This is a genomic window from Dactylosporangium sucinum (assembly GCF_014647515.1).
GTDB classification, from domain to species: domain Bacteria; phylum Actinomycetota; class Actinomycetes; order Mycobacteriales; family Micromonosporaceae; genus Dactylosporangium; species Dactylosporangium sucinum.
This window is the reverse complement of record NZ_BMPI01000049.1, coordinates 1-14,030: the sequence shown is the minus strand read 5'-3', so window position 1 is coordinate 14,030 and position 14,030 is coordinate 1. Positions and strand designations below refer to the sequence as shown.

The 14,030-nt window shown below is 71.0% G+C and carries 14 protein-coding genes; 5 read left to right on the top strand and 9 right to left on the bottom strand.

What is annotated here, in order from left to right:
* Positions 1–153, bottom strand: a 153-nt coding sequence (locus tag IEZ31_RS57135) for an Lrp/AsnC family transcriptional regulator (protein WP_229836275.1), incomplete at its 3' end; no start/stop codon positions are given.
* A 185-nt stretch (positions 154–338) separates the two neighbouring features.
* On the opposite strand from IEZ31_RS57135, the gene IEZ31_RS37975 reads away from it, so the two are divergent.
* A complete protein-coding gene (locus tag IEZ31_RS37975; protein ID WP_190254936.1) occupies positions 339–566 on the top strand; it encodes a BldC family transcriptional regulator in 228 nt (75 codons plus the stop codon).
* Here the strand turns inward: IEZ31_RS37975 and IEZ31_RS37970 are convergent.
* Positions 529–1,164 carry a UbiX family flavin prenyltransferase gene (locus IEZ31_RS37970; protein ID WP_229836257.1) on the bottom strand — a complete coding sequence of 212 codons (636 nt, stop codon included), beginning with the start codon at positions 1,162–1,164 and terminating at the stop codon, positions 529–531. The genes IEZ31_RS37975 and IEZ31_RS37970 overlap by 38 nt on opposite strands.
* A 76-nt stretch (positions 1,165–1,240) precedes the next feature.
* Between IEZ31_RS37970 and IEZ31_RS37965 the strand changes: the two genes are divergently transcribed.
* Together IEZ31_RS37965 and mqnP are read left to right on the top strand one after the other, a co-directional pair.
* Positions 1,241–2,701 carry a menaquinone biosynthesis decarboxylase gene (locus tag IEZ31_RS37965; RefSeq protein WP_190254934.1) on the top strand — a complete coding sequence of 487 codons (1,461 nt, stop codon included), beginning with the start codon at positions 1,241–1,243 and terminating at the stop codon, positions 2,699–2,701.
* Complete coding sequence (gene mqnP, locus IEZ31_RS37960; RefSeq protein ID WP_229836255.1) at positions 2,698–3,612, top strand: menaquinone biosynthesis prenyltransferase MqnP; 915 nt, start codon at positions 2,698–2,700, stop codon at positions 3,610–3,612. The genes IEZ31_RS37965 and mqnP overlap by 4 nt, the downstream gene beginning before the upstream one ends.
* A 702-nt stretch (positions 3,613–4,314) precedes the next feature.
* Here mqnP and ccsB read toward each other — a convergent pair.
* Genes ccsB through hemL form a run of 6 tightly spaced genes read right to left on the bottom strand, consistent with a single transcriptional unit; the run spans position 4,315 to position 10,086 of the window.
* Positions 4,315–5,265: a c-type cytochrome biogenesis protein CcsB gene (ccsB, locus tag IEZ31_RS37955; RefSeq protein WP_190254933.1), complete on the bottom strand. Its 951-nt coding sequence runs from the start codon at positions 5,263–5,265 to the stop codon at positions 4,315–4,317.
* Entirely contained in the window at positions 5,265–6,836 is a 1,572-nt protein-coding gene (gene resB, locus IEZ31_RS37950; protein WP_190254932.1) for a cytochrome c biogenesis protein ResB, read from the bottom strand. The genes ccsB and resB overlap by 1 nt, the downstream gene beginning before the upstream one ends.
* The gene (locus IEZ31_RS37945; protein WP_190254931.1) at positions 6,836–7,579 is read right to left on the bottom strand and encodes a cytochrome c biogenesis CcdA family protein; all 744 of its coding nucleotides are present in this window, start codon (positions 7,577–7,579) and stop codon (positions 6,836–6,838) included. Before IEZ31_RS37945 ends, resB begins: the two co-directional genes overlap by 1 nt.
* Position 7,580: 1 nt before the next feature.
* Positions 7,581–8,117 (bottom strand): TlpA family protein disulfide reductase, encoded by a 537-nt coding sequence (locus tag IEZ31_RS37940; RefSeq protein ID WP_190254930.1) that lies wholly within the window; start codon positions 8,115–8,117, stop codon positions 7,581–7,583.
* Entirely contained in the window at positions 8,117–8,761 is a 645-nt protein-coding gene (locus tag IEZ31_RS37935; RefSeq protein WP_190254929.1) for a histidine phosphatase family protein, read from the bottom strand. Before IEZ31_RS37935 ends, IEZ31_RS37940 begins: the two co-directional genes overlap by 1 nt.
* A complete protein-coding gene (gene hemL, locus IEZ31_RS37930; RefSeq protein WP_190254928.1) occupies positions 8,758–10,086 on the bottom strand; it encodes a glutamate-1-semialdehyde 2,1-aminomutase in 1,329 nt (442 codons plus the stop codon). Before hemL ends, IEZ31_RS37935 begins: the two co-directional genes overlap by 4 nt.
* Positions 10,087–10,169: 83 nt before the next feature.
* On the opposite strand from hemL, the gene IEZ31_RS37925 reads away from it, so the two are divergent.
* Positions 10,170–10,496: an STAS domain-containing protein gene (locus IEZ31_RS37925; protein WP_190254927.1), complete on the top strand. Its 327-nt coding sequence runs from the start codon at positions 10,170–10,172 to the stop codon at positions 10,494–10,496.
* A 371-nt stretch (positions 10,497–10,867) separates the two neighbouring features.
* Here IEZ31_RS37925 and IEZ31_RS37920 read toward each other — a convergent pair whose 3' ends face one another.
* The gene (locus tag IEZ31_RS37920) at positions 10,868–12,859 is read right to left on the bottom strand and encodes a SpoIIE family protein phosphatase (RefSeq protein WP_190254997.1); all 1,992 of its coding nucleotides are present in this window, start codon (positions 12,857–12,859) and stop codon (positions 10,868–10,870) included.
* A 38-nt stretch (positions 12,860–12,897) separates the two neighbouring features.
* Between IEZ31_RS37920 and IEZ31_RS37915 the strand changes: the two genes are divergently transcribed.
* Positions 12,898–14,030: HAMP domain-containing protein (locus IEZ31_RS37915; protein ID WP_190254926.1), on the top strand; the 1,133-nt coding region annotated here is incomplete at its 3' end.

The following is a 14,030-nucleotide window of genomic DNA, read 5'->3' as shown; positions in this document are numbered from 1 at the left end:
CCGGTAGCCCTGGATCACCCCGGAGGCCTCGAGCTTGCCGACGCGCTCGTGCACGGCCGGCGCGGACAGCCCGACCTTCCGCGCGAGTTCGGCATATGGAAGCCGGGCGTTGTCCCGAAGGAGGTCGATGAGTTGACGATCGATCTGGTCCATCGCGACAAGCCTAATGGGCCGCGTTTTAGCACGGTAATTGCCCAAGAAGTGCGTTTTCCTCGTTTCCCGGACACGGCACGTGAGCGGTGCTGTAATGGGCGTACATCCCAGGATGACTCGCGCTTTCAGCTTCGCAGCATGGGGGTGCGCGGGCCCGGCGAGCCACCCAGGGTAAAGGAGGGGCCGTGGAGACGGGAGATCGTCTGCTGACGCCCGGCGAGGTCGCTGCCTTGTTCCGCGTCGATCCGAAAACGGTGACGCGCTGGGCTGCGGCCGGCCGGATCAGCAGCATCCGAACCCCGGGAGGACACCGGCGGTTCCGGGAGTCCGAGGTGAGGGCGTTGCTCGAGGGGGACGAATCCCTCGACGACACTACTACCGGGAATGGCCGAGCTCACCCGACCAACGAGTGAACAGGCTGTGGGGTACGCCGGCGGCGTCGAGGACTTTGCCGGCAACGAAGTCGACCAACTGCTGGGCGGTGGCCGCGGCACCGGTGGCGTAGAAGCCGGGGCTCGCGGGGAGGACCACCGCACCCGCGTCGTGCAGTGCGATGAGGTGCTCCAGGTGACTGCGGGTCACCGGGGTCTCCCGTGGCACGACCACGACCGGTCGGTGCTCCTTGAGGTTGACCTCGGCGGCGCGCTGCAGCAGGTCCTTGGACAGGCCGATGGCGATCCCGGCGCAGGCGGCGGTGCTGGCCGGGACGACGAACATGCCCTTGACCGGGTATGAGCCGCTGCTCGGTCCGGCGGCCAGGTCGCCGGCCGGCCAGTGGGTGACGTCGGCGCCGTCGAGGGGCGCCTGCAGCCAGGTGGCCAGGTCGTCCTTCCAGTGCGCGTCACGGAAGGAGACGCCGGTCTCGTCGAGGATCGTCAGGCGGGCCGCTCGCGACACGACGAGGTCGACGGCCTCGCCGGCGTCGAGCAGTGCCCGGAGCACGGCGGCGGCGTACGGCGTGCCGGACGCCCCGGAAACCCCGACCACCCACGGTCTGCGCTGGTCACTCACACCCACAACTGTGCCATGGAGCGCACGAGCGCCTACCCGGCGGAAAACTGTCAGTGGGGGTTGCCAAGATGGGTGCATGGCGCGCGGCTTTCCCTTCGCGGATCTCAACGACTTCCTTGCCGCCCTGCAGCGGGCGGACGAGCTGCATCGGGTCGGCGTGCCCGTCGATCCGCACCTGGAGATCAGCGAGGTCGTCACCCGCACCGTGCGGGCCGGCGGGCCGGCGCTGCTGTTCGAGCGGCCGACCCGCGGCGACATGCCGGTGGCGATCAACCTGTTCGGCACCGAGCGGCGCATGGCGATGGCGCTCGGCGTCGAGCACCTCGACGAGGTCGGCGCGCGGATCGGTGAGCTGGCCAAGCCCGAGCTCCCGGTCGGCTGGGCCGGCATCCGCGACGGCATCGGCAAGCTCATGCAGCTCAAGGCGGTGCCGCCGAAGCACGTGAAGAGCGCGCCCTGCCAGGAGGTCGTCTACAAGGGCGACCAGGTCGACCTCAACCGGCTGCCGGGCCTTCAGGTCTGGCCCGAGGACGGCGGCATTTACCACAACTTCGGCCTCACCCACACCAAGCACCCGGAGACGGGCAAGCGCAACCTGGGGCTTTACCGGCTCCAGCAGCACAGCCACAACACGCTCGGCATGCACTGGCAGATCCACAAGGACTCGACGGCCCACCACGCGGTCGCCGAGCGCCTCGGCCGTCGCCTGCCGGTCGCGATCGCCATCGGCGCCGACCCCGTGGTCTCCTACACGGCGAGCGCCCCGCTGCCGTCCGACATCGACGAATACCTGTTCGCCGGCTTCCTCCGCGGCGAGCGGGTCGAGATGGTCGACTGCCTGACCGTGCCGCTGCAGGTGCCGGCCAACGCCCAGATCGTCCTGGAGGGCTACCTGGAGCCGGGCGAGCGGCTGCCGGAGGGCCCGTTCGGCGACCACACGGGGTTCTACACGCCGGTGGAGGACTTTCCGGTGCTGCACGTGGAGTGCATGACGACCCGCAAGCAGCCGATCTACCACTCGATCATCACGTCGAAGCCGCCGCAGGAGGACCACGGCCTCGGCAAGGCGACCGAGCGCATCTTCCTGCCCCTGCTCAAGATCCTGATCCCCGACATCGTCGACTACGACCTGCCCGCGGCCGGCGTCTTCCACAACTGCGTGATCGTGTCGATCCGCAAGCGCTATCCGAAGCACGCGCAGAAGGTCATGAGCGCCATCTGGGGCGCCCACCTGCTCTCGCTGTCGAAGCTCATCGTGGTCGTCGACGAGGACTGCGACGTCCACGACTACGCCGAGGTGGCGTTCCGCGCCTTCGGCAATGTCGACTACTCCCACGACCTGCTGCTCACCGAGGGCCCGGTCGACCACCTCGACCACGCCTCCTACCAGCAGTTCTGGGGCGGCAAGGCCGGCATCGACGCGACGCGGAAGGGCCCGGCGGAGGGCTATCATCGCGGCTGGCCGGATGAGATGGTCATGCCGGCCGAGATCGTGGCGCGGGTCGACAAGCGCTGGAAAGAGTACGGATTCAAGTGACGCCTCAAGTGACGCTGGTCGAGCCACCCACGAGCCGGGTCAAGGCATTCCTGCGACTGGTTGCGATCGAGCACTCGGTCTTCGCGCTCCCGTTCGCCTACCTGGCCGCCCTGACCGCGATGACCGTGCGCGACCAGCGCGTCAACTGGCTCGACCTGCTGCTGGTCACGATCGCGATGGTCGGCGCCCGCACCTTCGCGATGGCCGCCAACCGCATCATCGATCGGCACATCGACGCCCGAAACCCGCGCACCGCCAAGCGCGAGCTGGTCACCGGCGCCGTGAGCGTCCGCACGGCCTGGACCGGCGCCGCCGTCGCCCTGGTCGTCTTCCTGGGCGCCGCCGCCCTGCTCAACCCGCTGTGCCTCGCCCTGGCCCCGCTGGCCGTGGTCCCCCTGATCGTCTATCCCTACGGCAAGCGCTTCACCAACTGGCCGCACGCCATCCTCGGCCTGGCCCAGCTGGTGGGCCCGGTCGGCGCCTGGCTCGCGGTCACGGGCGACCTGCGCGGCTCCGGCCCGGCCTGGGTCCTCGGCCTGGCCGTCGGCCTGTGGATCGGCGGCTTCGACCTGATCTACGCCTGCCAGGACACCGCGATCGACCGCGAGATCGGCGTCCACTCGGTCCCGGCCCGCTACGGCGTCCCCTTCGCCCTCCACCTCTCCACCGCCGCGCACGTGGTGACGTTCGGCCTGTTCGCCTGGTTCGGCCACCTGGTCGGCCTGGGCTGGCTGTGGTGGATCGGCCTGGCCCTGACGGCAGTCGCCTTCGTCTACGAGCACGCCATCGTCCGCCCCACCGACCTGTCCCGCGTCAACCGAGCCTTCTTCACGACCAACGGCTTCGTGGGCATCGCACTGTTCGTGTTCGCGTTACTCGACCTGGTCGCCCTGGGCGGCCTCCGCCCCTAGCGGCGCCGCCGGGCCCCGAGCCCGGGCCCCGGACGCGGGACCCGGGTTCCCGGAGCGCGTGACGGCCGCGGCCTCTGGGGCGCGACGGGCACGCGTACGGGCGCGGGTCCCGGACGCGCGTGACGGACACGGGTCCCAGACGCGAGCAGGCGGGCGCGAGCAGACCAGCAGGACGTCGCGATGGTGCACGGCCTGCGGCGACGGCGGTGAGCCGTAGACGGAGCCCACGACCCGAGGCCGATCGGCAGGCCGCGGCGACACAGATGGCGAACGGGACGGTGTCGGCGGCTGTGACACGGCTGCCGCCGCCGAGGATGTCCGCCACTCTCGCCCACGAGCCGATGCGGGAGCTGGCGCAGTTCCGCAACACGTGGCTGCCCGGATCCGAGCAAGCCCGACCGGCCCAACCCGACCGGCCCAACCCGACCGGCCCAACCCGACCGGCCCAACCCGACCGGCCCAACCCGACCTGGGCTTGCACGGCGGTCACCTCCGCGCGGAACGCATCGGCGACGTCCTCGGCATGCGGATCGGTGTGCCGGTGTTGCCGGCAACCGCCACCGCCCATGATCCATGGAGGGTTCTGGTCGTCATGGCAGCCGGAAGTCTCCATCGATCATGGGCGACCAAAAGCGGTCGCCCCGCGGGCGGCGGGCTCGCGGGGCGATCGGAGAACGGAGGCGGAGGCGGAGGCGGAGGAGGCTACACGCCCGCGTAGGAGTGGAGGCCGCTCGCGACCAGGTTGACGCCGAACAGGTTGATCAGCATCGTGGCCCAGCCTGCCACGGCGATCCAGGAGGACACGCGGCGGCTCACGCTCGGGGTCGAGCGGGCGTGCAGGTAGCAGGCGTAGACGACCCAGGCGACGAAGCTCCAGACCTCCTTCGGGTCCCAGTTCCAGTAGCGGCCCCAGGCGGCCTCGGCCCAGATGGCGCCCGTGATGACGCCGAAGGTCCAGATCGGGAAGGCGAAGGCGTGGACGCGGAACGTGACCCGCTCCAGGGTGCCCGCCTGCGGGAGGCGCTCGCCGAGGGAGTACGGGAAGTTGCGCTTGCCGTTGTCGTAGCCGGAGCGGATCAGGTGCATCGCGGCGGCCACGAAGCCGACGAGGAAGATGCCCGAGGAAATGGAGGCGGCGCCGACGTGGATGACCAGCCAGTACGAGTGCAGGGCCGGGACCAGGGGGCCGACCTGGACGTAGAGGGTCATGCCCGCGATCGACAGGAGGATCGCGGCCACCAGGGTCACGAACAGGCCCAGGTGGCGGACGTTGCGCCACTTGGTAAGGACGATCAGCCACGCGGCGAGGCCGACGAGGGTCGCCATCATGACGAACTCGTACATGTTGCCCCACGGGGCCCGGCCGGCCGCGATGCCTCGCGTGACGACGGCGGCCAGGTGGGCCACGAAGCCGAGCACGGTGAGGCCGACACCCGCCACGCCGGCGTAGCGAGCGCCGGAGGGAGGAACGACCGGGGACGCGACCAACTCCGACTCGGAGATCGACGGGCCGCCCGCGCCGACCAGCTCACGAGTCGCGACGCGGGCAACCACGCTGCGGCCGCCGAACGCGTACTCCACCGCGTACGCCAGCATGGCCAGCGCGTAGCTGACGATCGTCACAACCAGCAGCTGATTGGACAAACCACCCATCAGACGACCTCCTCGCGTTCCCGCACCGTCGCGGCTTGATCAGTCTGCGCCACCTGCTCAGGTACCTCGGCGGCGGGGGGCGACACAGCTCGTACCACCTCGTCGAACTCCTCGACGAAGCCCGGATAGTCGCTGCGCGGCAGGCCGCCGGCGGTCGTGCCGTCCGGCGTGATCCGGAAGAAGATGCGCCGCCGCTTGCCGGTCAGGGAGAGCAGCAGGCCGGCGAGCAGGGCGACCGAGCCGCCGAGCATGATCGGCTGGCCCGGGTCGTGGCGGATCGAGATGCTGACCCACTGTTTGGTGCCCAGGAACTCGATCTTCGTGCCGTCGGGCAGCGTCGCCGAGTCGCCCGGCTTGAGCATGACCGGGTCGCCGAACTTCGTCAGGCGGCCGGCGTCGATCTGCCGCTGGTCCAGCGTGTACACCGACAGCGGCGCCCCGGCGTCGAACCCGAGCACCCCGTGGTACGGCTGCAGCATCAGGCGCGGGTCCCGCTCAGCCGGGAACGCTGACGTGTTGACCGAGGGATCCGACGGTACCGTGGGCAAATAGATCCCCATAAAGCCGACTTGCGACTTCTCGTCCCGCTTCCCGGTCTCCGGGTTCAGGTTCACGTCAGGGAACGTGGCCACGCCGTCGCTGGTCTGCATCCCGTCCCGCGGCAGGAACGTCGAAACGGTCGTGTGCGACTTCCCGTACTTGTCCGTGTACCGCAGCTCCGGCGCGTACCCGTGCCCGAGCAGCGACACGTTCGCCCCGGACAGCCGCACCGGATCGTTGACCTGCAGCACCTTCTTCTCGACCCGGCCGTGCTCGCGCACCTGCACGTCGGCGCGATACTCGACCGGCTGCCCGTTGTCGAGATAGCGGGCCGTGAACTTGTCCATCTGCAGGCAGAACCGCGGCAGGTCGTTCTCGCCGACCTGCGCACCCAGGGCGTGCTCGTCGTAGTTCAGCAGCGTGTTGCAGAAGGCGAAGTCCTGCCCCTCGACCAGCACCCGGTTGCCGTGCCAGCCGAACCACGACCCGTAGGCCACGCCGACGAGCAGCGACAGCAGCGCGAAGTGGAAGACCAGGTTGCCGGTCTCCTTGAGGTACCCCTTCTCCGCGCTGATCTCGACGACGTCGCCCTCCTGGCGGACGACCGTGCGGAACCGGCGCCGCCGCAGAGCGGACAGCACGCCGTCGGAGGGAACCGGCCCGAACGACGCCGACGCCGACAACCGGTCCAGCCGCGCGGGAGGCCGCGGCGGCTTGCGCACCAGGGCGACCGCATGCTGCCGGAACCGCGGCACCAGGCATCCGACCAGCGACACGAACAGCAGCAGGTAGATCGCCGAGAACCACGGCGACCCGTACACGTCGAACAGGAAGAACCGATCGAGCGTCGGCCCCCACTGCTGGTTCGTGTCGAGGTACTGGTTGACCTTCTCCGGCGACACATTGCGCTGCGGCAGCACGGAGCCGGGGATCGCGGCGAGCGCGAGCAGGAAGAGCAGCACCAACGCGGTGCGCATGCTGGTCAGCTGCCGCCACGCGCGCCGGCAGATCGAAACGACGAGACGAACCATCAGATCGGCACCGATCCCGGGCCGATGTTGGCCTGCAGTGCGATCATCCAGTCGCTCCAGACACCGGTGACAAGGGCGAGCCCGACCAGCACCAGCAGCGCCCCGCCGATGCGGGTCACCCAGCGGCTGTTGCGCCGGATGAACTTGACGACGCCGATGAGGCGCTGGAAGCCGAGCCCGAGCGCGATGAACGGTAGCCCGATGCCGAGCGAGTATGCGAGCGCGAGGGTCACCGCCCGGGCCTGCGAGCCGCTGGTCGAACCGAGCAGGATCACCGCGCCGAGCGTCGGGCCGGTGCACGGCGCCCAGGACAGCGCGAACACCATGCCGAAGATCGGCGCGCCGACCAGCCCGGCGGCCGGCAGCCGGCTGATCCGCCACTGGCGCTCGAGGCCGGGGACGAGTCCGATGAAGGCCAGGCCGAGCACGATGACGACCACGCCGGCGATGACCTCGACGAGCCGCCGGTGCACGAGCAGCGACATGGCGGCCTGCGTCGCCAGCACGATGAGCCCGACGAAGACGATCGTGAATCCCGCGATGAACAGCCCGACGCCGGCGACGACCCGGCCGCGGCGCTGGCCCGAGTCGAGGTCGGCGCCGGCCAGCCCGGTCACGTACGACAGGTAGCCCGGCACGAGCGGCAGGATGCAGGGCGACAGGAAGCTCGCCAGCCCGGCCAGCACGGCGACCGCGACCGCCGCCAGCAGCGGCCCGCTCATCGCCAGGTTGCCGGCGTCCATCTCAGGCCTGCTCCGCCAGCAGGTCGCGCACGACCGGCTCCAGCAGCTGCTGGTCGACCTCCATGCGCAGCACGGCGGCCAGCTTGCCGTTGCGATCGACGACGAGCGTCGCCGGCAACGAGTTCGGCGGGACGTCGAAGTCCAGCGCATGCTCGCCGGCGGGGTCGAAGAGGCTGCCGAATCCGGGCTTCACATCAGCGAGATACGCCGCCGCGGGGTCACGCTGATCGCGGACGTTGACGCCGATGAACACCGCCCCGTCGGCCTTCGTCGCCGCATAGACCTTGTCCAGCTCGGGAGCCTCGCTGCGGCACGGCGGGCACCAGGACGCCCAGAAGTTGATCACGACGACCTTGCCCTTGTTCGAGGCGAGGTCGAAGGAGCCGCCACCGATCAGGTCGCCGCGCATGACCGGCGCCGCGACCCGGTCGGCCACCGCGATCTTGCGGCTGCCCAGGACGTTCTTCGACGAGGCGCCGCCGTCGCTGCAGGCCGCCAGCAGCGAGATCAGCGCGAGGACCAGGACGAGCCGACGCATCAGGCCCCCTTCGCCTGGCGGGCCGTCGGCGACATGGCCACCAGGTGGGCGGCCGGTTCGCCGTACGAGATCCCGACGATCTTCGTGTCCTCGAAGTGGAAGCTCGTGTAGCTGGCGAGGTTGCACTCACGACGGCGCGGGTCGTGCCAGAGCCGCTTCTTCTCGACATACCGCCGCAGCGTCCAGATCGGCAGCTGGTGCGACACGCACACCGCCTCGTGCCCCTCGGCCGCCTCACGGGCCGCCATCAGCGCGGCGAACATGCGGGCGGCGATCGCCGTATACGGCTCGCCCCAGGACGGGGTCAGCGGGTCGCGCAGCACCCACCAGTTGCGCGGGTCGCGCAGGGCGCCGTCACCGACGCCGACCCGCTTGCCCTCGAAGAAGTTCGCGCTCTCGATGAGCCGCTCGTCGACCGCGATCGGCAGCCCGAACTGCTCGGCGATGGGCGCCGCGGTCTGCTGGGCGCGCTCCAGCGGGCTGGCGACGACGTACGTGATGTCCTTCTCGGCGACGGCCTGCGCCGCCGCCTTCGCCATCTGGACGCCGAGCTCCGACAGCCGATACCCGGGCAGGCGGCCGTAGAGCACCTTCTCCGGGTTGTAGACCTCGCCGTGGCGCAGGACGTGGACGATCGTCTTCATACCGCCACCGCCGCCGCCCGGGCCGCGTGCGGGAGGGCCGCGGCGATGACCGACAGTGCCTCGTCATCGATGGCGGTCGAGACGAACCACGCCTCGTACGCACTCGGCGGCAGGTAGACCCCGCGGGAGAGCATCTCGTGGAAGAAGCCCTTGAAGGCGGCCACGTTCTGGGTCCGCGCCTGGTCGTAGTCGGCCACGTCGCCGGACGTGAAGAAGATCGAGAACATGCTGCCGGCGGTGGACAGCACGTGCGATACACCCGCTGCGGTCAGGGCATCGGTGGACAGCTTGGCGATCGTGGTCGCCGTCGCGTCCAGTCGCGCGTAGACCTCGGGCGTCGCCAGGCGCAGGGTCGCGAGGCCGGCCGCGCAGGCGAGCGGGTTGCCGGAGAGCGTGCCGGCCTGGTAAACGGGCCCGGCGGGGGCCAGCTGGCCCATGATCTCGGCCCGGCCGCCGAACGCGGCCGCGGGCAGCCCGCCGCCCATGACCTTGCCGAAGGTCCACAGGTCGGCGTCCACCGGGTCGAGCCCCGACCAGCCACTGCGCGAGACCCGGAAGCCCGTCATGACCTCGTCGAGGATGAGCAGCGCGCCGTGCCGGTGCGCGATCGCGGCCAGCTTGCCGTTGAACCCGTCGCGCGGCGCCACCACGCCCATGTTGCCCGCGGCGGCCTCGGTGATGATCGCGGCGATGCTCGACCCGTGCTCGGCGAACGCCTTCTCGACGGCGTCCACGTCGTTATAGGGCAGCACGATCGTTTCCCCGGCGGCCGCCCCGGTGACCCCGGGCGTGTCCGGCAGCGCGAGCGTCGCGACCCCGGACCCGGCCGCGGCGAGCAGCGCGTCGACGTGCCCGTGATAGCACCCGGCGAACTTGACGACCTTCGATCGCCCGGTGAACCCGCGCGCGAGCCGCAGCGCGCTCATCGTGGCCTCGGTCCCGGAGTTGACCAGCCGCACCTGCTCGACGGGCGTGCGCGCGACGATCTCCTCGCCGAGCGCCACCTCCCCGGGCGTGGGCGTGCCGAAGCTGGTCCCGTGCGCCGCCGCCGCGGTGATGGCGTCGACGACGTCGGGATGGGCGTGGCCGAGGATCAGCGGCCCCCAGGAGCAGACCAGGTCGACATACCGCCGCCCGTCCGCATCCGTGAGCCAGCAGCCCTCGCCACCGACCATGAACCGCGGGGTGCCCCCGACCGCCCGGAACGCCCGGACAGGTGAATTCACCCCACCCGGCACGATGGCCTGAGCGCGGTCGAACAATGCCTGCGAGGCCGGTGCGTCACCCGAATAGGGGCCGAGGCCGGCGGAGTCAAAATCGGTCACAGCCTGCCCATTCTGACAGCCGCCGCCAGACGTCGCCGACCGCCCCTGTGTGGCCTGTGCCAGACACCACTACGCTGTGGTTCGTGGATCGGGCCGATCTCAACGTCACCGTGCGCCGCGCACCCGCCGAAATCGTGGTGTCACTGTCCGGCGAGATCGACATGTCCACGGTCCAGCGCCTGGCGGCGACGGTGGACGAGGTCCTGGCCGAACCGCCGGCTCGCGTGGTCCTCGACATGGCCGGCGTGACGTTCTGCGACTCGCAGGGCCTGGGCACGCTGGTCGTCCTGAGCCGCAGGGCCACCCTGGCCCAGAGCTACCTGGTCCTCGTCAACGTGGGCGCCTTCCTGATCCGCGTCCTGGACATCACCGGCCTGCGGAACGCGCTGATGATCCAGGATCCCGCCTAGATCTTTTCGGGACTCGGGTCCGCGCAAGTGACGACCGTCGCTCCCGCCAGACACCGCTGGTGAGGGCGCGACACCCGTCCCGCCCTCACGGAGTTCCCTTCAGTTGACCTTGGTGGATTCCGGTCGCCCCAGCGACGGATTTCCACCAAGGTCAACTTGTGCGGACGGGCCGCCTCGGGTCAGGCCATGCCGAGCTTGCGGGGGCGAGCCGTTCCGGCCGGGGCGGGCCGCGACCGGGCACCCGCGTCCGCCGCCCCACGCACAGACGTTGGTCGATCTACCCTCAACTCGATCTCGAAAAGTGAGGGTAGATCGACCAACGTCTCAGAAAGACGCGCGCTGACCAACCAGCCGCCCGCAGGCAGCGCGGGTCAGGAGTCGTTGCGCAGCGCGAAGAGGGCGATGTCGTCCCGCGGCGGCTCCGCCGAGAAGCTCAACGTCCGGGTCCGCAGCCGGGCCACCACCACGTCCGCCGGGAAGCCGGCCAGCGCGCCCGCCTCCTCGCGCAGGCGGTCGACGCCGAGCAGCTCGATGCCGCGACGGCGCTCGGTGACGCCGTCCGTGTAGAAGATCAGCGTGTCCCCGGGGTACAGGATGATCTGCGTCCGCGGCGTGTTGATCCTGTCCAGCAGGCCCAGTGCCGTGCCGCACGCGCCCACGAGCTCGGTCGTGCCGTCGGCGCGGACCAGGACCGGCTGGTCGTGGCCGGCCAGGTGCAGGGTCACGTCGAGCAGGCCGTCCTGACGGCGCATCACCTGGGCCAGGCACAGCGTGCAGAAGCGGCCCCCGCCGCGCTCCAGCAGCGTCTCGTTGAGCCGGTGCAGCGTCTCCGGCAGCGGGCGGCCGTCGCGGACCAGCACCCGGGTCACGTCGCGGACCAGGCCGGTGACCGTGGCCGCCTGCACGCCCTTGCCGGAGACGTCGCCGACGACGACCAGCCAGCGGCGGGCCGACAGCGGCACCACGTCGTAGAAGTCGCCGCCGACGTCGACGCCCTCGCCCGTGGGCACGTACTCGGCGCCGAACTCCACGCCCTCCGCCTTCGGCAGCTGCGGCGGCAGCAGCGAGCGCTGCAGGGCCTGCGCGATCCCGCGCCGCTCGGCGTGGATGTTGGCGTTGTCGATCGCGAGCGCGGCCCGGCGGGCCACGTCCTCGACCACCGCGACCTCCTCGGCGCGCTGCCAGGTGTCGCGGCCGCCGCCGACGGTCAGCGTGCCGAGGTGCTGCCCGCGGGCGATGAGCGCGACGACGTAGCCCTCCACGGGAGAGCCCAGCGGCACCACCGCATCGGTCCCCATCGCCTCCTTCAACTGCGGCGTCGCGCCCTCCAGCGCGTCGAGCAGGTCGGTGAGCATCGACTCGTCGGCGTGCGCGGCCGCGGCCAGCCGCAGCTCACCACCGGAGTCGGCGGCGTGGATCGCGCACCACAGCCCCAGCCGGGGCACGACCAGGCGCGGGATCAGCGCCAGGGTCAGCTCCACGTCGAGGGACTGGGCCAGCAGCTCGCTGGCGTCGGCCAGGAACGTCAGCCAGGTGCGCCGCTCGGAGTCGGCGCGGCGCAGCCGGTGGTTCTCGATGAGCAGGGTCAGCCGGTCGGCGGCGATGGCGGTGACCGGCCGCGCATACGGGTTGCTGCCCGCGCCGGCCACCAGCAGCTCGGCCCGCCACGGACGGGTCAGCCGCAGCGGCACCCGGCGGCCGCTGTCGACGGAGCCGCTGAGCCGCCCGACGGCGGCGACCGTGTGCGGGCCGTCGCCCTCGTCGACCGTGAGCGAGGCCCCGGTCGCGCCGCTGACGTCGCACAGTCGCTGGAGCAGCTCCTCCGCGGCCTCGGTGAGCGAGCCGCCCTCGGGGCCGCTCAACGCGTTCAGCGCGGCCGGCGACGGAGCGGCCTGGCCGGCGGGCAGCTCGAACCGCGGCGCCCCGAACGGTGCCGGATCGGCACCCGGCCGGTCGAGCCGGAACCACACGCCCTTGCCGCCGGTGAAGTGCAGCGTGCCCCACGCGGTGGCCATCTGGTCGACGAGCAGCAGGCCGCGCCCCCGCTCGTCGAGCGTGCCCGACTGCTCCGCCTTCGGGCCGACCTGACCGGGGCGGAAATCGAGCACGGCCACCGTCAGCGCGGCCGCCGACGCGGTGATCTCCAGATCGACCTCGGTCCCCGCGTGGACGACGCTGTTGGTGGTCAGCTCCGTGACCAGCAGCAAAGCCTCGTCGAGGAGCGGGCCCAGATCCCATTCGTGCACGATCGTCCGGATCGCTTCGCGGGCCAGACCAGGGGAGCTATGGTCGGCCGGGAGGCGAATCCTCCGGACGGTCTGGGTTGTCACACCTCGCAGTCTCCACTGAAGGGTGGTAACAATCCAAGCAGGAAGCACCCCCGACACCCGGTGGAGACGACATGACCACAGTCGAAGACGTCACCCCAGAGACGCTCCTGCTGGAGGAGCTGTCGGCGGCGCTCGACCGGCTCGCGGCCGGTGATCTGAAGATCCGCCTCAGCCGCCGCGACGGGCTGCCCGGCGAGGTCGTCGAGCGGTTCAACCGGCTGGCCGAGATGAAGCTGCGGCACACCCGCGAGCTGCTGCGCATCAGCCGGGTCGTCGGCCGCGAGGGCCGCATGACCGAGCGCCTCGACGAGGAGGGGTTCGAGGGCGCCTGGCTCGACCGCATCCACGCGGTCAACTCGCTCATCGACGACCTGGGGCGCCCGACCACCGAGATCGCCCGCGTGATCGTCGCGGTGGCCGAGGGCGACCTGTCGCAGAAGCTGGCGCTGGAGATCGACGGCCGGCCGCTGCGCGGCGAGTTCCTCACCATCGGCCGCACGGTGAACACGATGGTCGACCAGCTGAGCAGCTTCGCCGACGAGGTCACGCGCGTGGCCCGCGAGGTCGGCACCGAAGGCAAGCTGGGCGGTCAGGCCGAGGTGACGGGTGTGGCCGGCACCTGGCGCGACCTGACCGACTCGGTGAACTCGATGGCGGCCAACCTGACCGGCCAGGTCCGCTCGATCTCGACCGCCGCGACGGCCGTCGCCCGCGGCGACCTGTCGCAGAAGATCACGGTGAGCGCGAAGGGCGAGATCGCCGAGCTCTCCGAGACGATCAACTCCCTGGTCGACACCCTGCGGATCTTCGCCGAGCAGGTGACCCGGGTGGCCCGCGAGGTCGGCACCGAGGGCAAGCTCGGCGGCCAGGCCGACGTGCCCGGCGTCGCCGGCACCTGGAAGGACCTCACCGACAACGTCAACTCGATGGCCTCGAACCTCACCGGCCAGGTTCGCAACATCGCCCAGGTCGCGACCGCCGTGGCGCGGGGCGACCTGTCGCAGAAGATCACGGTGGCCGCGCAGGGCGAGATCCTCGAGCTCAAGGACACCGTCAATACGATGGTGGACCAGTTGAGCAGCTTCGCCGACGAGGTCACCCGCGTCGCCCGCGAGGTCGGCACCGAAGGCAAACTCGGCGGCCAGGCCCAGGTCACCGGCGTGGCCGGCACCTGGCGCGACCTCACCGACAACGTCAACTTCAT

Coding starts and splice junctions, on each gene's coding strand:
- resB (WP_190254932.1), bottom strand. CDS start 6,836: ATGGTTCGTCTCGTCGTTTCGATCTGCCGGCGCGCGTGGCGGCAGCTG.
- IEZ31_RS37940 (WP_190254930.1), bottom strand. CDS start 8,117: ATGCGTCGGCTCGTCCTGGTCCTCGCGCTGATCTCGCTGCTGGCGGCC.
- ccsB (WP_190254933.1), bottom strand. CDS start 5,265: ATGGGTGGTTTGTCCAATCAGCTGCTGGTTGTGACGATCGTCAGCTAC.
- IEZ31_RS37935 (WP_190254929.1), bottom strand. CDS start 8,761: ATGAAGACGATCGTCCACGTCCTGCGCCACGGCGAGGTCTACAACCCG.
- IEZ31_RS37945 (WP_190254931.1), bottom strand. CDS start 7,579: ATGGACGCCGGCAACCTGGCGATGAGCGGGCCGCTGCTGGCGGCGGTC.
- IEZ31_RS37965 (WP_190254934.1), top strand. CDS start 1,241: ATGGCGCGCGGCTTTCCCTTCGCGGATCTCAACGACTTCCTTGCCGCC.